This window comes from Luteimonas rhizosphaericola, from assembly GCF_029888045.1.
Lineage (GTDB): Bacteria > Pseudomonadota > Gammaproteobacteria > Xanthomonadales > Xanthomonadaceae > Luteimonas > Luteimonas rhizosphaericola.
In genome coordinates, this window is sequence record NZ_JARXRN010000016.1 from 156,866 (window position 1) to 174,073 (window position 17,208).

Here is a 17,208-nt window from a genome sequence, read left to right on the forward strand (position 1 = left end):
GTCATCCGATGCCGCACCCCCGCGCTCTGTGCTCCAGGTTCGCCACGCTCCTGATCACCGCCGTCCTGGGCGGATGCAGCACTGCGCCGTCCGGCCTCGCCGCTTCCGGCGCCGGCGAAGGACCCGATGCCACCGTGGTCGGCGGCGCGGCGGCAACCGGCGATTACCCGGACCTGTTCGCCGAAGCGGGATACGCACGGCCACAGATCGATGCGAAGATCGAAGCCGCATTCGCGCAGCTGTTCCACGGCGACCCCGGCCACGAAGCGGTGTATTACGAGGACGGCACCAATGCCGATGGCCCGTTGGCCTACATCCTCGACGTCAACAACGACGACGTGCGCTCGGAAGGCATGTCCTACGGGATGATGATCGCGGTCCAGCTGGACCGGAAGCGCGAGTTCGACGCGCTGTGGAACTGGGCGATGACCCATACCTACCACGCCGATCCGGCGCATCCCGCGCACGGCTATTTCGCCTGGTCGGTGAAGGCCGACGGCACCGCGATCGACGAGATGCCCGCGCCCGACGGCGAGGAGTATTTCATCACCGCGCTGTACTTCGCCTCCGCGCGCTGGGGCGACGGCGAGGGGCTGTACGACTATCGGACGCACGCCGACCGTATCCTGCGCGACGTGCTGCACCGGGGCCAGATCACCGGCCCGACCAACCGCGGCACGATGACCGCCACCAGCCTGTTCGACCGCGACGCGAAGATGGTGCGCTTCACCCCCGACGTGGTGAACGCGGCGCACACCGACGCGTCCTACCACCTGCCCGCGTTCTACGAGGTCTGGGCGCGCGTGGGGCCGGAGGCCGACCGCGGATTCTGGCGCGAGGCCGCGCGCACCAGCCGCGACTATTTCGCCAGGGCGGCCCACCCGCGCACCGGGCTGACGTCCGACTACGGCAACTTCGACGGCACGCCGTGGGCGGCCTCGTGGCATCCGGGCTCGGCGGATTTCCGCTACGACGCCTGGCGCAGCGCGATGAACTGGTCGGTGGACTGGTCGTGGTGGCGGGCCGACCCGCGCCAGGTGGACCTGTCCAACCGGCTGCAGGCGTTTTTCGCCGACCAGGGGATGGACAGCTACCAGAGCCTGTACACGCTGGACGGGTCTCCCCTGGGCGGCGGCCAGACGACCGGCCTGGTCGCGATGAACGCGGTCGCGGCGCTGGCGGCCGACCACCCGCGCCGGCTCGATTTCGTACGCGCGCTGTGGGAGCGCCCTACCCCCACCGGCCAGCACCGCTACTACGACGGCATGCTGTACATGATGGCGCTGCTGCATGCCGGCGGCCGCTTCCGTGCGTGGTGGCCGGACGGCGCCGCACCCTGAGCAGGACCGGAGAAGCCGCTCCCACAACATGCGCCAAGTGGCTGCCACGCAACGGATTCGGTGAGCCGCGTCACAACGTGAAGGTGGTGTTCACGTGCTAGGCTCCGGGGCTCCCCCGTCTGGCCGGCGTCTTCCGGCCGTTCCCTGCCCAGCCCCGAGGAATCCGCGACATGGCCATCTTCAACAGCCCGCAGAACAACGCCGCCGCCCGCAAGGACCAGCCCTCCTTCGCATCGGACACGCCTGCCGCGCCGCCGGCGCCGCCGCGCGAGTCCCCCGCCGTGGCCGACTTCAGCCCGAGCCAGGTCGCGCCGCCGCGCGCCGCAGCGCCCGCGCCGGCCCCCGAGCCGGTGGCCAAGGAATCGCTGATCGCCGCCGACCTGACCATCGAGGGCAAGATCGAAGGCAGCGGCCATGTCCGCATCGCCGGCAAGTTCAAGGGCGACGTGAATGTGCAGGGCAACCTGCGGATCGAGGACGGTGCCCGCCTCAACGGCGGCGTCAAGGCGCGCCAGGTGGTGGTGGCCGGCGAGCTCGACGGCAACATCCAGTCGGCCGAGAAGGTCGAGTTGCTGCCGTCCGCGGTGCTGACCGGCGACGTCAAGGCTGGATCGATGACGGTGGCGGCCGGGTCCAAGATCCGCGGCCACGTCGAGTGCGGCTGGGACGCCTCCGAGTCCGCCGCCCCGCGCCGCAACGGCAAGGCTGCCGAACCGGCCGAGGCCGCCGAACGCGCGTCCTGAGCCCCGGCGTGAGCACGCCGAAGCCCGGCATGGCGGGTGCCACGCGCACCTGCCCGCACTGCAAGACCACGATCCTCGAGAGTTCGAGCATCTGTCCTGCGTGCAAGCACTACCTGCGCTTCGACTCCCCGCGCGCGGCGCCCGGCGCCGCGCCCGCGGCCAGCACCACCGCGCTGCAGGTCGAGGGCATGATCCGCCATCCGTCCGAGGGCGGTGCCTGGGAATATTCGGTGCTGCTGACGGTGCGCGACGACGAAGGCAAGGAGATCGCGCGCCACGTGGTCGGCGTGGGCGCGATGCTGGCCGGCGAGGAGCGCACCTTCAACCTCTCGGTCGAAGTCACCCCGACCAGCGACATGCGCCGTCCGGTGCGGTCCCCGAACAAGCGCGGCGTGCGGCACTGAGGCGACGCGCGGGGGCGCGGGGGTCGCTTGGTTGGATCCAAACGCGTGGTTCGATTGCGGCGTAGGCGTCCGCGAGTCGCCACCGCCCGCCCCGCGTCGCGGATGCGGCCTTCGGCCTTATCCGGGCTACGGGAGATGGACTCGACGACAGGTCACGCTGGTCCCGTGCGGCATTCACGCGTGACTGGTGGCCTCCATGCGCGTGCCCGCGTAGCCCGGATCAGGCCAAAGGCCGCATCCGGGGGGAACGACCGAACCCGCGTGGATGACCGAATCTCGAGCGCAAACGCCGTACGCGCTCACCCGCAGCCATTGCAGCCGCCGCAGGCCTCGTCGCGATGCAGCGGAGCGGGCGCCACGCGCTGGCCCAGCGCGCGCATCCACCTCGGCCGGCCGTCGCGCACCAGCGGCATGGCGAGCGCGATCCGCATCCGGCGCACGCCCGCGGGGAACTGGCGCCGCGCCACGAACCATGCGCTGTACGCGGCCACGGCGGCGATGATGGCGTACTGCAGCAGCAGGCCGGTGTCCATCGATCAGCCCGCGCCCAGCGCGCGCGCGACCTGGTAGGTCAGCAGCGACGCGAGATAGGCCAGCGCGAACAGGCCGACCGCGTTTGCGGCCATGATCCGCCAGGAGTTGGTCTCGCGCTTGATCGTCGCCCAGGTCGAGATGCACTGCGGCGCATAGATGAACCACACCAGCAGCGACAGGCCGGTGGCGAGCGACCAGCCGTCGGTGATGATCGGGGTGAGCGCCTGCGCCGCGGCCGCGTCGTCGGCGGCCGAGAGCGCGTAGACCGTCGCCAGCGACGACACCGCCACTTCGCGCGCGGCCAGCCCTGGGATCAGCGCGATGCAGATCTGCCAGTTGAAGCCGAGCGGCGCGAACACCACCGCCAGCGCGTGGCCGATGCGGCCGGCGAGGCTGTAGTCGATCGCCGGCAGGGTCGCGTCCGGCGGCGGCGCGGGAACGTTGAGCAGCACCCACAGCAGCACGGTCAGCGCGAAGATGATCCCGCCCACGCGCTTGAGGAAGATCATGCCGCGCTCGTACAGGCCGATCGCGAGGTCGCGCGGATGCGGCACCCGGTACGAGGGAAGCTCGAGCAGCAGCGCGTGTTCGGAGGTGTCGCGCCGCCAGCGCTTCATCACGAACGACACCACCAGCGCGCTGGCGATGCCCGCGACGTACAGGCCGAACAGCACCAGCCCCTGCAGCCCGATCGGCCCCCACACCGTGCGCGCGGGAATGAAGGCGCCGATCAGCAGCGCGTACACCGGCAGGCGCGCCGAACAGGTCATCAGCGGCGCGACCATGATCGTCGCCAGCCGGTCGCGCGGGTCCTGGATCGAGCGCGTGGCCATGATCCCGGGGATCGCGCAGGCGAAGCTCGACAGCAGCGGGATGAACGACCGCCCCGACAGGCCCGCGCCCTTCATCAGCCGGTCGAGCAGGAACGCCGCGCGCGGCAGGTAGCCGCTCTCCTCCAGCGCCAGGATGAAGGCGAACAGCACCAGGATCTGCGGCAGGAAGATGACCACCCCGCCCAGGCCGGCGATCACGCCGTCCACCAGCAGGCTGTTGAGCGGCCCCTCGGGCAGCGCGCCGCCCACCGCCTCGCCGAGCCAGCCGGTGCCGGCGTCGATCAGGTCCATCACCGGCGTCGCCCAGGCGTACACCGCCTGGAAGATCAGGAACATCACCAGCGCCAGCGCCAGCAGGCCGAACACCGGGTGCAGCAGCCAGCGGTCGAGCGCGTCGTCGATGCGCGCGGTGCGTCGCGGCATGCGCACGGCGACGTCGAGCAGGCGCCGGGTTTCGGCGTGCAGGTCGGGCGCGGCTCCGCCGGACGATTCGCGCGCCACCAGCGGCACCGGCATGCGGTCGAGGCGGTCGAGGCGGTCGAGCAGCGCCTGCGCGCCGTGGTGGCGCACCGCGACGGTTTCGACCACCGGGATCGCGAGTTCGCGCTCCAGCGCCTCCAGGTCGACCGTGATCCCGCGGCGGCGGGCGACGTCGATCATGTTCACCGCCAGCACCATCGGCCGGCCCAGCGAGCGCAGTTCGAGCGCGAAGCGCAGGTGCAGCCGCAGGTTGGTGGCGTCGACCACGCACACCACCAGGTCCGGCGCCGGTTCGCCGGGATAGAAGCCGCGGCAGACGTCGCGCGTGATCGCCTCGTCCAGGCTGGCGGGCTGCAGGCTGTAGGTCCCCGGCAGGTCGAGCACCACGTACTGGCGTCCCCCCGCGCCGTGGAACCGGCCCTCCTTGCGCTCGACCGTGACTCCGGCGTAGTTCGCGACCTTCTGCCGGCTGCCGGTGAGCAGGTTGAACAGCGCCGTCTTGCCGCAGTTCGGATTGCCGACCAGCGCCAGGCGCCAGGGCCGGGTGTCGGCCGGGGCCGCCGCGGTCACTGCGTCACCACGCGCACGCGCGCCGCTTCGATCCGTCGCAGCGCGAAGCGCGTGTAGCCCACCTGCACCAGGATCGGGTCGCCGCCGAACGGCGCCTGCGCCATCACCTCCACCGCCTCGCCGGCCACGAAGCCGAGCTCGCGCAGGCGACGGGCGATCACGTCGTTCTCGCCCCGGGCTTCGACGGACTCGACGGTGGACGGGGTGCGGCGCGGCAGGTCGGCAAGCGTCACGGGACAGCCTTGAATACGAATAGTTCTCATCTTACCAGCGCCGGCCCCCGACCGGCAGGGGCCGCGAGGACCGCCCGCGCCGCTCCGCGTCCCGGCGCATCCATGCGCGCGGGCTATCATCGAGCGCCACGCCCATCGCCGGGAACACCATGCCGGAACCGCTGTCGATCCACCGCTCCGACGCCGTGCTGCGCCTGCGCCTGGAGCGCCCCGCGCTGCACAACGCCTTCGACGCCGCCCTGATCGCGCAGCTGACCGAGGCGCTGGCCAATGCGGCCGGTGATCCCGAGGTGCGGGTGGTCGTGATCGAAGGCGCGGGCAAGTCCTTCTCCGCCGGCGCCGACCTGAACTGGATGCGCGGCATGGCGGCGGCCAGCGAGGCCGACAACCGCGAGGACGCGATCGCCCTCGCCCGCCTCATGCGCACCCTGGACGAGCTGCCCAGGCCGACCATCGCCCGCGTGCACGGCGCGGCGTTTGGCGGCGGCGTGGGCCTGGTCGCGTGCTGCGATATCGCCATCGGCGTGCCGGAGGCCAGCTTCGGCCTGACCGAGAGCCGGCTCGGGCTGCTGCCGGCGGTGATCTCGCCGTACGTGGTGGCCGCGATCGGGCCGCGCCAGGCGCGGCGCTGGTTCGCGACCGGCGAAGTGTTCGATGCCGCGCAGGCGCTGCGCATCGGGCTGCTGCACGAGGTGGTGGAGCCCGGCGCGCTGGACGCGGCGGTCGAGCGCCAGGTGGCGCTGCTGCGCAAGGCCGGGCCGCTCGCTTCGGCCACGGCCAAGCAGCTGGTGCGCGAGGTCGCGCTGCAGCCCGACCGCGACCTGCTGGACCATTCCAACGCGCGCCTGATCGCCGCGCTGCGCGTCTCGCCCGAAGGCCAGGAAGGCCTGTCGGCGTTTCTCGACAAGCGCACGCCGGCCTGGAGTGCGGACGCATGAGCGATTCGCAGCGCACGGCACGCCTGTTCGACACGATCCTGATCGCCAACCGCGGCGAGATCGCCTGCCGCGTGATCCGCACCGCACGCCGGCTCGGCATCCGCACGGTCGCGGTGTACTCCGAGGCCGACGCCGACGCGCAGCACGCGCGCCTGGCCGACGAGGCCTGGCCGATCGGCGGCGCGCGCCCGGCCGAGAGCTACCTGCGCGGCGAGGTGATCCTCGAGGTCGCGGCGCGCAGCGGCGCGCAGGCGATCCATCCCGGCTACGGCTTCCTCAGCGAGAACGCCGACTTCGCCGATGCGGTCGAGGCCGCGGGCCTGGTGTTCATCGGCCCGAAGGCGGCGTCGATGCGCCGGATGGGCAGCAAGGCCGGCGCCAAGGAACTGATGCAGGCCGCCGGCGTGCCGGTGGTGCCGGGCTACACCGGCGAGGACCAGTCGCACGCCACGCTGTCGCGCGAGGCGGCGCGGATCGGCTTCCCGCTGATGATCAAGGCCGCCCACGGCGGCGGCGGCAAGGGCATGCGCATCGTGCGTTCGCTGGACGAGTTCCTGTCGAACCTGGAGAGCTGCCAGCGCGAGGCCGCCAACGCCTTCGGCCGCGACCGGGTGCTGCTGGAGCGCTACATCCAGTCGCCGCGCCACATCGAGATCCAGGTGTTCGGCGACGCGCACGGCAACGCGATCCACCTCAACGAGCGCGAGTGCTCGGCCCAGCGCCGCTACCAGAAGGTGCTGGAGGAAGCGCCCTCGCCGTTCCTGACCCCTGCGCTGCGCACGGCCATGGGCGAGGCCGCGGTGCTGGCGGCGCGCGCGATCGACTACGCCAACGCCGGCACGGTCGAGTTCATCGTCGACCCGGACGGCGCGTTCTACTTCATGGAGATCAACACCCGGCTGCAGGTCGAGCACCCGGTGACCGAGATGACCACCGGGCTGGACCTGGTGGAATGGCAGCTGCGCGTGGCCGCCGGCGAGCCGCTGCCGCTGGCCCAGGACGCGGTGCCGCGCCACGGCCATGCGATCGAGGTGCGGCTGTATGCCGAGGACCCCGACGCCGGTTTCCTGCCGGGCTCCGGTCGCCTGCAGCGGCTCGACCTGCCGGCGCCGTCCGACCATGTCCGCGTCGATGCCGGCGTGGTCGAGGGCGACACGGTGACGATCTTCTACGACCCGATGATCGCCAAGCTCATCGTGCACGACATCGACCGCCCGCGCGCCCTCGCCCGCCTGCGCGAGGCGCTGGCGCAGTGCGTGATCGAAGGGCCGAAATCCAACATCGGGTTCCTCGAGGCGCTGGTGCGGCATCCGGCGGTCGTCGAGGGCCGCATCGACACCGGCTATCTCGACCGCCACCTGGACGAATTCGTCGGCGGCGCGGACGCGTCCGACGACCCGACCCTGCTGTTCGCGGCGGCGACCGCCGCGCTGCTGCAGCAGGAGCGCACGCAGCGCGACGCGGCCGCGGCCTCGACCGAACCCGGTTCTCCGTGGGCGATCGCCGACGGCTGGCGGCTGGGCCACGCGGGGCAGCGGCCGCTCGCGTTCCAGCATCGGGACGCGCGCATCGAACTGCTCGCCCAGGGCCACGACGGACGCTACCGGATCGCCCGGGGCAGCCACGTGGTGGACATCGAGGGGGCGCGCCTGTCCGGCGACGCGCTCTCGCTGCGTATGGATCACAGGGGGCTGCGCGTACACGTGTCGCTGCAGCCCGGTCGCGTGGACGTGCACGACGGCGAGCGCAGGCTGACGTTGCGGCCGCTGGCGATGTATCGCCACGAGGGCGCGGGCCAGGCCGAAGGCGACGACCGGGTGCGCGCGCCGATGCCGGGCCGCGTGGTGGCCCTGCGGGTCGCCGCCGGCGACCGGGTGGAACAGGGGCAGGAACTGGCGGTGCTCGAGGCGATGAAGATGGAACTGGCCCTGAAGGCGCCGCGCGACGGCACCGTCGGCGAGCTGCGCGCGGCGGTCGGCGAGTTCGTCGAGGCCGACAGCGTGCTGGTCGTGCTGGAGGACTGACGTGCCGTTGCCGCAGCGCGTGCGCATCGTCGAGGTCGGGCCCCGCGACGGGCTGCAGAACGAGCCCACGCAGGTGCCGACCGCGGCCAAGATCGAACTGATCGACCGGCTCTCGGCGACCGGGCTGCAGACCATCGAGGCCACCAGCTTCGTGAGCCCGAAGTGGGTCCCGCAGCTGGCCGATGCGGCCGAGGTGTACGCCGGCATCGACCGCCGGCCCGGGGTGGCCTACCCCGTGCTGGTGCCCAACCTGCAGGGCTACGAACGCGCCCGCGCGGTCGGCGCGACCGAGGTGGCGGTGTTCACCGCCGCGTCGGAGGCGTTCAACCGCCGCAACACGAATGCGGGCATCGACGAGTCGCTCGAGCGCTTCGCCCCGGTGCTCGAACGCGCGCGCGCGGACGGCGTGCAGGTGCGCGGCTACGTGTCCACCGTGCTGGGCTGCCCCTACCAGGGCGAGGTGCCGCTGGCCGACGTGGTGCGGGTGGCGCGTGCGCTGCACGCGATGGGCTGCTACGAGGTCTCGCTCGGCGACACGATCGGCGTCGGCACGCCCGGCAAGGCGCGCGCGATGCTGCGCGCGGTCGCCGCCGAAGTGCCGATGCCGGCGCTGGCGGTGCATTTCCACGACACCTGGGGCCAGGCGCTGGCCAACGTGCTGGCGTGCCTGGAGGAAGGCGTGGCGGTGGTCGACAGCGCGGTCGCCGGCGCCGGCGGCTGTCCCTATGCCAAGGGCGCATCGGGCAACGTCGCCAGCGAGGACGTGGTGTACATGCTGCACGGGCTTGGGATCGAGACCGGCGTCGACCTGGAGCGGCTCGCCGTCACCGGACGCTGGCTGGCCGGACTGCTCGGCCGGGAGACCGGAAGCAAGGCCGGCAAGGCCCTGGCGGCCGCCGGATGAGCCCGCGGCGGCTGCCGGACGAAGCGGCGATGCCGCCGGCCAACGACGGCACGGCGCAGATCGTCGCCTCGCTCGAGGCCGCCTGCCGCGACCTGAGCCTGCCCGCGGACGCGCGCGACCTGTTCGCCCGCGCCCGCGACGCGCTGCGCGCCGCCAGCAGCGAAGCCGAAGCCGCACGCCTGCGCTACCACGCGCTGTTCGACGCGGTGCCCGACCCGGTCAGCATCCTCGACGAGCGCGGCATCGTGCTCGACCTCAACAGGGCCGGGCTGGCCGCCTACCGCCGCCCGCGCGAGGAGATCGTCGGCCGCCCGATCGAGGTGCTCAACCCGGACCTGCCCAAAGACCACATGCAGCCGGTGCTGGAGACGCTCAACCGCGGCGAGACCTACGTGATCGAGGTCGCCAACATGCGCGGCGACGGTACCCGGTTCCCGGTCGAAGTGCATTCGGCCGGCTTCATGCACGACGGCCGCCGCTGCGTGGTGGCGGTGGCGCGCGACCTGTCCGCCCGGCGCGTAGCCGAGCTGCGCTACGGCCAGCTGCTGGAGGTGATGGACAAGGGCGTGCTGGTGCTCGACGACCACGGCCGCCTGGTGCAGGCCAACGCCGCGGCGATGCGCATCCTCGGCGCCGACGGTCACGCCGATTTCCAGGCCTACCTGCGCGCGGCGGACTGGGCGATGGTGGACGAGGGCGGCCGCCCGATCACGGTCGAGGATCTGCCGCCGTCGCACACGCTTCGCACCGGGCGCGCCACCGAAAGCCGGGTGCTCGGCCTGTACCACCGGCCCGAACGCCGGCTGCGCTGGCTGTCGGTCAGCAGCGTGCCGCTGTTCGCGCCCGGCGGACGCAAGCCGGTGCAGGTGCTGTCGTTCTTCAGCGACGTCACCCAGCTCAAGCGCGACAGTGCGCTGTTCGACCGCGCCCAGTCGCTGGCCCACATCGGCGGCTGGGAATGGGAGGTCGACCGCGACGCGCTGTACATGACCGACGAGGCGCTGCGCATCCTCGGAGGACGGCCGCTGCGCCGGATCGGCGACCTGCTGTCCGCCCTCACCCGCGACGACCGGGCGCGGCTGCGCGACGCGCTGGACGCGGCGGTCTCGGGCAACCGCCCGATCGACCTCGAGGTCCAGGGCACGCACGCCGACGGCACCCCGCTGTGGGTCCGCATCATCGGCGAGGCCGACAGCAACCGCAGCGAAGGCACCAGCATCACCGGCACCCTGCAGGACATCACCGAGCGCAAGCAGGAGCAGGAAACGCTGCGCGTGCGTGCGCGCACCGATCCGCTCACCGGCCTGCTCAACCGCGACGCGATGCTGTACGAGCTCGACACCCGCATGCGCGACCCGCTGCGCGGCGGGATTGCGGTGCTGTACATCGACCTGGACCGCTTCAAGATGGTCAACGACGTGCTCGGGCACGCCGCCGGGGACGACCTGCTCAGCACGGCCGCGCGACGCATCGCACGCGCCGCCGGCACCGAGGGGCTGGTGGCGCGCTTCGGCGGCGACGAGTTCCTGGTGGCCTGCAATACCCGCGACGACGAATCGCGCCCGGACCGCATCGCCGATGCGATCCTGGAGGCGTTCTCCGAGAGCTTCCGCTTCGAGAAGGAGGAGTTCGCGATCACCGCCAGCATCGGCATCGCCCGCGCGCCGCGCGACGGCGACCGCCCGCAGCTGCTGATCCAGAACGCCGACGCGGCGATGTACGACAGCAAGCGCCGGATCCGCAACGGCCGCCAGGACTTCACGCCCGAGCTGGCGCAGTCGCAGGAAAACCGGCTGCGCATGGAGACCCAGCTGCGCCGCGCCGCCGACAACGACGAGTTCCGGCTGGTCTACCAGCCGCAGGTCGACCTGCGCAACGGCGCCACCGTCGCGGCCGAGGCGCTGATCCGCTGGCAGAACCACCAGCTGGGCGAGATGCGGCCGGACCACTTCATCGGCCACGCCGAAACCACCGGCGACATCGTGCGCATCGGCGGCTGGGTGCTGCGCCAGGCCTGCCGCCAGGCGGCCGAGTGGCGGGATGCGGGGCTCGGGATCGTGCGCGTGGCGGTGAACGTGTCGTACCGCCAGTTCCTGGTCGAGGACCTGGCGCGCGCGATCCGCGAGGCGCTCGACGAGCACGGCCTGCCGGGATCGGCGCTGGAGCTGGAATTCACCGAGCGCGTGCTGATCGAGGACGCCCCGGACACCCTGCGCACCTTCGCCGCGCTGCGCGAGATGGGCGTGATCCTGACCATCGACGATTTCGGCGAAGGCTACAGCGCGCTCAACTACCTGCGCCGGCTGCCGATCCACGGGCTGAAGCTGAGCCAGCTGTTCGTCGAGGGCGTGCCGGGCAACGCGTCGGATGTCGCCGTGTGCCAGGCGGTGGCGGGCATCGCCCGCAGCCTCGGGCTGGGGCTGGTGGCCGAGGGCATCGAATCGGAAGCGCAGCGGCGATTCATGCTCGAACTCGGCGTGCCGGTGGGCCAGGGCTTCCTGTTCGCGCCGGGCCTCACCGCCGACGAGTTCGCACGCAGGATCGCGGCCCCGCCCTGATCGCCCGCCTCGGGGCCGGTGGCGTGGGGACTTGCACGAGGTCTGCAATCGCGAACGCCAGCGGCGTCGCCGCGTTTCCCGCCATGGCCTGCCGCGTCCAGCACGGAACGCCCGTGGCCGTTCGATCCGAGCGCCCGCCCCACCCCGGATCGCCCGGCGCGCGACGCCGACGTCTGCCCGCCGCGTCGTTGCGTGCGTGTGCGCCGCATCGACGCCGGCGGGCGCGACCGCCGGCCTGGGCGGGTAAACTGCCGCCCTTTCCGCAGCAGGACCCGCCATGCATTCCGATTCCGTCCGCGCCATCGTCACCGGTGGCGTCTCCGGCCTGGGCCTGGCCGTGGCGCAGCGCGTGGTCGCCGACGGCGGCCGGGTGGCGCTGTTCGATGTCAACGACGACAAGGGCGCCGCCGCGGTGGCCGCGCTCGGCGAAGCCAACGCGCGCTACTTCCACACCGACGTCACCAGCGAGGACGGCGTGGCCGCCAACGTCACGGCCGCAGAGGAATTCCTCGGCGGGCTGAACGTCGCCGTGAACTGCGCCGGCATCCTCGGCGCCGGCCGCGTGCTCGGGCGCGAGGCACCGATGCCGCTGGCGAACTTCAGCACCACGGTCCTGGTGAACCTGGTCGGCAGCTTCAACCTCGCCAAGGCCGCCGCCGCGCGCATGCAGCACAACGCTCCCGGCGACGACGGCGAGCGCGGGGTGATCGTGAACACTGCTTCGGTGGCGGCCTACGAGGGCCAGATCGGCCAGGCCGCGTATTCGGCGTCCAAGGGCGGCGTGGTCGGCATGACGCTGCCGATGGCGCGCGAGCTGGCGCGCTTCGGCATTCGCGTGAACACCATCGCCCCGGGCATCTTCTGGACCCCGATGGTCGACGGCATGCCGGACGAGGTGCAGGCCTCGCTCTCGGCCTCGATCCCGTTCCCGTCGCGCCTGGGCCGGCCGGAGGAATTCGCCGACCTGGTCGCGTACATCGTCGGCCATCGCTACCTCAACGGCGAGACCATCCGCCTCGACGGCGCGGTGCGGCTGGCGCCGAAGTAGGCCTGCAAGCCGTCGACCGGAGCGCCGGGACGGCCCGGCTCCGGCCGCCCACGGCCCCTCGTCTTTCCCTCTTCCCACTTCCGGATCCCGCTCGCGAATGAAAGCCTACGACGTCAAGAAAGGAAACGTGGTCGAACACAACGGCACCGTCTACCAGGTGCGCGACATCGAACGCAGCTCGCCCCAGGGGCGCGGCGGCAACGTGCGCTTCCGCTTCATCATGTACAGCGTGCCCGGCGGCAACAAGCTCGACGCCAGCTTCGACGGCGACGACAGCCTGAGCGAGGTCGAACTGCTGCGCCGCCAGGCCACGTTCTCGTACAAGGACGGCGAGGCCTTCGTGTTCCTCGATGACGAGGACTACACGCCCTACACGCTCGACGCGGACCTGGTGGGCGACGCCGCCGGGTACATCACTGACGGCCTCACCGGCACCTACGTGCAGATCATCGACGAGCAGCCGGTGGCGCTGCAGCTGCCGCAGCACGTGACGCTGGAGGTGGTGGAAACGCCGCCCGAACTCAAGGGCGGCACCGCGACCAAGCGCCCGAAGCCGGCCCGGCTCAGCACCGGCATCGAGATCATGGTGCCCGAGTACATCGTCAACGGGGAACGCGTGCTGGTGAACACCACCACCGGCGAATTCGGCGGCCGCGCGGACTGACCGGTCCGCGATACCCGCGCCGTAGCCCGTAGCCCGTAGCCCGTAGCCCGGATAAGCGCAGCGCATCGGGGGCCGCACGGATGCCGTGCAAACGCAGCGCAGCCGGGTTGCGTGATGTTGCCCCGCCCGGGCCTGACGCCCTCCACCACGGTCGTACTGCTCGGAACCTGGGACTACGGCCTAGCCGATGTCCTCCCGGATGCGCTTCGCTTATCCGGGCTACGGAAGGGCCGCGTCCGCGGCAGGCCGGCGGGCGGGCGCGAGTGCGCGCAGGCGCGTGCCCAACAGCGTGAGGTTGGATTCGGTGTCTTCGAGCCGCCGCCGCTGCTCGGCCGGCAGCCAGGCCCGCGCCTCGCGAAGCAGGTCGTCGCGCAGGCGGCGCAATCGCGCATCGTCGCGCGCCACCGCAATCGGCAGGCGGGCGCGCTCGTCGCCATGCGGCAGGCCGTAGCCGTCTCCCGGCAGCAGCGTCGCCGGCCGGCCGGCATAGGCGCCGTCCTGCAGCCACTGGCGCAGGCGCACGAGCGGCGCCGCATCCGCCGCCGCAGGACCCGAGGTGTCCGCGGACAGATCCGCGCGGCCAGCCTCCGCCTCCCGCGTCGTCGCCCCCTCCGCGCGCAGCAGGCGCTGCTTGAGCAGTTCGCGCGCCTGGGCCTCGTCGCGGCGCAGTGCGGCCTGCTCCAGCACCAGCAGTGCGGCGGTGGCGCGCAGGTCGGCGTCCGCCTGCCAGGGTCGCCGCTGCGCCGGCTCCAGCGCGAACCAGGCCTGGGCGTGCGCGGCGGGAAGCGCGCGACCGGACCCGGCGACGGCGAACATGTCGTCGAAATAGGCGTCCATCGAGGCGAAGCGGTAACCCAGGCGCAGCGCCGCCTCCGGATCGTCCAGCACCGAGGCGTCGGCCACGCCGTCGCGTTCCAGCCGGCGCAGCAGGCCGGTGGGCGTGATGCTGCGCAGGTCCGCGCCGGCCAGCCGCGGGACGCCGTCGTTGAGCAGCTTCCAGGTCTCCACCGCGCAGTTGTTGGTGATGAAGCGGTAGCGCCCGTCGTAGCTCCAGTGCACCTGCGCGGCGCGTTCGAGCAGGCTTGCGATCTCCCCGCGCTCCAGCCGCAGCGGCACCGAGCGCAGGCCGCGCAGCTCGACCCGGGTGTACTCGTCGATCACCTGCGACAGCGGCAGGATGAACAGGCGCGCGGGGTACGCGCCGGTGAGGCCGCGCCAGCTCGAGACCTGCACGTCGTCGACGAAGGCGCGGAACGAGAGCACCAGGTGGTGCGGCAGGTCCAGCCGGCACTCCGGGCCGGGTGCACGGCCCGGCGCGCAGACCACCAGGCGCAGCATCGAATGGCCCCAGCGGCTCATGGCGCGCTCGTCCGGCTCGGCCAGCAGGTAGTCCACCGCGTACACGCGCGCCGGGTCCAGCGCCTGCAGCTGGAGGGCCGCGCCGTCGTCGCCCGCCGCCGCCAGCGGCAGCTCCACACTGCACGGCGCGGGCTCCATGGACGGGATGCCGAAATGCGCCCGCAGCAGCCGGTCCAGTGCCGGGCGCCGGCAGGCGTAACCGGGATCGAGCAGGAAATGCTCGAAGTTCACCGCCACGAATTCGGCGGGCGATGCGAGCTCGTACGGATCCGGACTGCGTTCGCGCATCGTATTGCGCGGCGTGCGCAGCCCGAACCGCAGCGGCACCACCGGCCAGCCCGCCAGGTCGAGCAGGCGCGGGTCACGCGCGAGGTCGTCGGCGCCGGAACGCGCATGCACGTGCGCCAGTTCGTGCAGCAGGGCCGAGAGCGCGGCGCGCGCACCGGCATCCGCGGCATCGGCATCAGAGTCGCGCGCCATCCAGCCGTCGAGCAGTTCCCGCCGCAGCGCGATGCGTCCGTCGCGCGCACGGCCGTGCACGTCCGCGGGCAGGTCGTCCCGCCAGCGCAGCGCTACCTCGCGGTCAAGCCGAAGCAGAAAAGCATTCGGCAGGCGCGCCAGCGCGGCGTCGGCCAGGGCGCGCGTCGCATCGGTTTCGGCGGCGGTGAGGCCCTGCGGATCGACCGTCACCCGGAGCGCCGCCGACGCCGGCAGTGCGGCGCCGACCAGCGCGGCCAGTACGGCGATGCGGGCTGCACGCAGCCGCATCCGCAGCCGCCGTCAGCGGGCGAGGATCGACTGCGCCAGTGCCAGGTCGCTCGCCGAACGCGCGCCGGCGTCGTCCTCGCGCAGGTGACGCAGGGCCGCTTCCAGGCGAGCGCCGCGGATCGCGCCATCGCTGGCGACGAACAGGGCGGCGTCCTCGCGCGCTTCGACCACCACCTTGTCGTCGCCGGAGGTGCTGCCCGACGAGGCCGACGAGCCCGCGGCCGAGCTTCCGCCCGTGGTGCCGCCGAAGCTCCCGGCATGGGCGGCGAGGCTGGTGCAGGCGAACAGGGCGAACCCAAGGGCGATGCGGATCATCGTCGGCCGTCGTGTGTGCGGAGGAACCGGGAGGGTAGCCGCTCGAGGGCCGCGATGGCTGAACACCGGGCACACCGGCGGCGGCCGCGCGTCACGGGTCGAACAGCTTGCCCGGATTCATCAGCCCGTCGGGATCGAGCACGCGGCGGATGCCGCGCATCAGCGCGATCTCCGCCTCGTCGCGGGTCGAGGCGAGGTACGGCTTCTTGACCAGGCCGATGCCGTGCTCGGCGGAGATGCTGCCGCCGTGGCGCTGCAGTTCCCCCGCCAGCAGCTTCGTCACCCGTTCGCACTCGGCCACGAACTCCGGCTGCGCCATGCCGTCGGGCTTGAGCACGTTGATGTGCAGGTTGCCGTCGCCGATATGGCCGAACCACACCACCTCGAAATGCGGGTACTCCTGCGCCAGCAGGGCTTGGGTCTCGGCCAGGAAGGCGGGCATGGCCGAGATCCGCACCGCGACGTCGTTCTTGTACGGCACGTAGGGCGCCAGGCTCTCGGTGATGCCCTCGCGCAGGCGCCACAGCTGCGCCGCCTGGGCCTGGCTCTGGCTGATCACGCCGTCGAGCACCCAGCCCTCGCCCACGCAGTGCTCGAACGCCGCCAGCGCCGCGCCCTCCTCCGCCTCGCCCGCGGCGAACTCGGTGACGACATAGTACGGATGGGTCTCGTCGAACGGCGCCTGCGCGCCGTGCACGAGCACGTGGTGCAGGGCGCGGTCGGTGAAGAACTCGAACGCTTCCAGCCGCAGCCGCGCGCGGAGGGTCTCGAACACCCGCATCAGCGATGCGAAATCCGGCAGCGCGAGCAGCATCACGCTGCTGTCCGGCGGCGGGTCGGCAAGCCGCAGCGTGGCCTCGACGATGATCCCGAGCGTGCCTTCGGACGCGACCGCGAGATGGCGCAGGTCGTAACCGCTGGAGTTCTTGACCAGGGCGCGCCCCAGGTCGAGCAGTTCGCCGCGACCGTCGACCAGCTTCAGTCCGGCCACCCAGTCGCGGGTATTGCCGTAGCGGATCACGCGGATGCCGCCGGCGTTGGTGGCGATGTTGCCGCCGATGGTGCACGAGCCGCGCGCGGCGAAGTCCACCGGATACGCAAGGCCGTGCTCGCGCGCCGCGTTCTGAAGCGCCTCCAGCGGCATGCCGGCCTGGACGGTCAGCGTGCGGTCGACCGGGTCGAAGCCGAGCGCGCGGTTCATCCGCTCCAGGCTGACGACCAGTTCGCCGTTCGCGGCGACCGCGCCGCCCGACAGCCCCGTGCGACCACCGGACGGCACCAGCGCCACGCCTTCGGCCCGCGCCCAGCGCACGATCGCCTGCACCTGCTCCACGCTCGACGGCAGTGCGATCGCCAGCGGCGCGGGCGTCCAGCGCCGGGTCCAGTCGCGGCCGTAGTGCTCGAGGTCGGCCGGATCGGTGAGCAGGCGCAGTTCGGGCAGCGTCTGCGCGAGCGCGGCCAGGCGCGGGTCGGTCATCGGAACTCGCCGGGGG

General features: G+C 72.4%; 15 protein-coding genes. 9 read left to right on the forward strand and 6 right to left on the reverse strand.

Features of this window, described 5'->3' with window-relative positions; all coding sequences use genetic code 11:
• The first annotated feature begins 8 nt into the window (after positions 1 to 8).
• From QFW80_RS01955 to QFW80_RS01965, 3 genes are all read left to right on the forward strand, one after another.
• Positions 9 to 1,340: a family 8 glycosyl hydrolase gene (locus QFW80_RS01955; protein ID WP_280599360.1), complete on the forward strand. Its 1,332-nt coding sequence runs from the start codon at positions 9 to 11 to the stop codon at positions 1,338 to 1,340.
• 170 nt (positions 1,341 to 1,510) lie between these two features.
• Entirely contained in the window at positions 1,511 to 2,083 is a 573-nt protein-coding gene (locus QFW80_RS01960) for a bactofilin family protein (protein WP_331488476.1), read from the forward strand.
• An 8-nt stretch (positions 2,084 to 2,091) separates the two neighbouring features.
• Positions 2,092 to 2,487, forward strand: coding sequence for a hypothetical protein (locus QFW80_RS01965; RefSeq protein WP_280599362.1), 396 nt, complete (start codon positions 2,092 to 2,094; stop codon positions 2,485 to 2,487).
• Between the two features lie 299 nt (positions 2,488 to 2,786).
• Here the strand turns inward: QFW80_RS01965 and QFW80_RS01970 are convergent, their stop codons facing one another.
• Genes QFW80_RS01970 through QFW80_RS01980 form a run of 3 tightly spaced genes read right to left on the reverse strand, consistent with a single transcriptional unit; the run spans position 2,787 to position 5,137 of the window.
• On the reverse strand, positions 2,787 to 3,020 hold the full coding sequence (locus QFW80_RS01970; RefSeq protein ID WP_280599363.1) for a DUF6587 family protein: 234 nt from the start codon (positions 3,018 to 3,020) through the stop codon (positions 2,787 to 2,789).
• A 3-nt stretch (positions 3,021 to 3,023) separates the two neighbouring features.
• On the reverse strand, positions 3,024 to 4,904 hold the full coding sequence (gene feoB / locus QFW80_RS01975; RefSeq protein WP_280599365.1) for a ferrous iron transporter B: 1,881 nt from the start codon (positions 4,902 to 4,904) through the stop codon (positions 3,024 to 3,026).
• The gene (locus tag QFW80_RS01980; RefSeq protein WP_280599367.1) at positions 4,901 to 5,137 is read right to left on the reverse strand and encodes a FeoA family protein; all 237 of its coding nucleotides are present in this window, start codon (positions 5,135 to 5,137) and stop codon (positions 4,901 to 4,903) included. The genes feoB and QFW80_RS01980 overlap by 4 nt, the downstream gene beginning before the upstream one ends.
• Before the next feature lie 149 nt (positions 5,138 to 5,286).
• Here QFW80_RS01980 and QFW80_RS01985 point away from each other — a divergent pair, with 149 nt between their 5' ends.
• The 6 genes from QFW80_RS01985 to yeiP all read left to right on the forward strand — a co-directional run bounded on the left by QFW80_RS01985 (position 5,287) and on the right by yeiP (position 13,273).
• Positions 5,287 to 6,075, forward strand: coding sequence for an enoyl-CoA hydratase-related protein (locus tag QFW80_RS01985; protein WP_280599368.1), 789 nt, complete (start codon positions 5,287 to 5,289; stop codon positions 6,073 to 6,075).
• Positions 6,076 to 6,098: 23 nt separating this feature from the next.
• Positions 6,099 to 8,099, forward strand: coding sequence for an acetyl/propionyl/methylcrotonyl-CoA carboxylase subunit alpha (locus QFW80_RS01990; RefSeq protein WP_280599911.1), 2,001 nt, complete (start codon positions 6,099 to 6,101; stop codon positions 8,097 to 8,099).
• A 7-nt stretch (positions 8,100 to 8,106) separates the two neighbouring features.
• Positions 8,107 to 9,003 carry a hydroxymethylglutaryl-CoA lyase gene (locus QFW80_RS01995; RefSeq protein ID WP_280599913.1) on the forward strand — a complete coding sequence of 299 codons (897 nt, stop codon included), beginning with the start codon at positions 8,107 to 8,109 and terminating at the stop codon, positions 9,001 to 9,003.
• Entirely contained in the window at positions 9,000 to 11,561 is a 2,562-nt protein-coding gene (locus tag QFW80_RS02000; RefSeq protein ID WP_280599369.1) for a sensor domain-containing protein, read from the forward strand. Before QFW80_RS01995 ends, QFW80_RS02000 begins: the two co-directional genes overlap by 4 nt.
• A gap of 277 nt (positions 11,562 to 11,838) precedes the next feature.
• A complete protein-coding gene (locus QFW80_RS02005) occupies positions 11,839 to 12,609 on the forward strand; it encodes an SDR family NAD(P)-dependent oxidoreductase (protein ID WP_280599371.1) in 771 nt (256 codons plus the stop codon).
• A 97-nt stretch (positions 12,610 to 12,706) separates the two neighbouring features.
• Entirely contained in the window at positions 12,707 to 13,273 is a 567-nt protein-coding gene (yeiP, locus tag QFW80_RS02010) for an elongation factor P-like protein YeiP (protein ID WP_280599372.1), read from the forward strand.
• Positions 13,274 to 13,492: 219 nt separating this feature from the next.
• Here the strand turns inward: yeiP and QFW80_RS02015 are convergent, their stop codons facing one another.
• From QFW80_RS02015 to QFW80_RS02025, 3 genes are all read right to left on the reverse strand, one after another.
• Complete coding sequence (locus QFW80_RS02015) at positions 13,493 to 15,400, reverse strand: DUF7844 domain-containing protein (RefSeq protein ID WP_280599374.1); 1,908 nt, start codon at positions 15,398 to 15,400, stop codon at positions 13,493 to 13,495.
• Positions 15,401 to 15,412: 12 nt separating this feature from the next.
• The gene (locus QFW80_RS02020) at positions 15,413 to 15,715 is read right to left on the reverse strand and encodes a DUF2388 domain-containing protein (RefSeq protein ID WP_280599376.1); all 303 of its coding nucleotides are present in this window, start codon (positions 15,713 to 15,715) and stop codon (positions 15,413 to 15,415) included.
• A gap of 91 nt (positions 15,716 to 15,806) precedes the next feature.
• A complete protein-coding gene (locus QFW80_RS02025; RefSeq protein ID WP_280599378.1) occupies positions 15,807 to 17,192 on the reverse strand; it encodes an FAD-binding oxidoreductase in 1,386 nt (461 codons plus the stop codon).
• Positions 17,193 to 17,208 lie beyond the last annotated feature (16 nt).

Excerpts from the sequence above, each read along its gene's own strand:
- QFW80_RS01970 (WP_280599363.1), bottom strand. The coding sequence starts at position 3,020 with ATGGACACCGGCCTGCTGCTGCAGTACGCCATCATCGCCGCCGTGGCC.
- QFW80_RS02000 (WP_280599369.1), top strand. The coding sequence starts at position 9,000 with ATGAGCCCGCGGCGGCTGCCGGACGAAGCGGCGATGCCGCCGGCCAAC.
- QFW80_RS01960 (WP_331488476.1), top strand. The coding sequence starts at position 1,511 with ATGGCCATCTTCAACAGCCCGCAGAACAACGCCGCCGCCCGCAAGGAC.
- QFW80_RS02025 (WP_280599378.1), bottom strand. The coding sequence starts at position 17,192 with ATGACCGACCCGCGCCTGGCCGCGCTCGCGCAGACGCTGCCCGAACTG.
- yeiP (WP_280599372.1), top strand. The coding sequence starts at position 12,707 with ATGAAAGCCTACGACGTCAAGAAAGGAAACGTGGTCGAACACAACGGC.
- QFW80_RS01985 (WP_280599368.1), top strand. The coding sequence starts at position 5,287 with ATGCCGGAACCGCTGTCGATCCACCGCTCCGACGCCGTGCTGCGCCTG.
- QFW80_RS02020 (WP_280599376.1), bottom strand. The coding sequence starts at position 15,715 with ATGATCCGCATCGCCCTTGGGTTCGCCCTGTTCGCCTGCACCAGCCTC.
- QFW80_RS02005 (WP_280599371.1), top strand. The coding sequence starts at position 11,839 with ATGCATTCCGATTCCGTCCGCGCCATCGTCACCGGTGGCGTCTCCGGC.
- QFW80_RS02015 (WP_280599374.1), bottom strand. The coding sequence starts at position 15,400 with ATGCGGCTGCGTGCAGCCCGCATCGCCGTACTGGCCGCGCTGGTCGGC.
- QFW80_RS01955 (WP_280599360.1), top strand. The coding sequence starts at position 9 with ATGCCGCACCCCCGCGCTCTGTGCTCCAGGTTCGCCACGCTCCTGATC.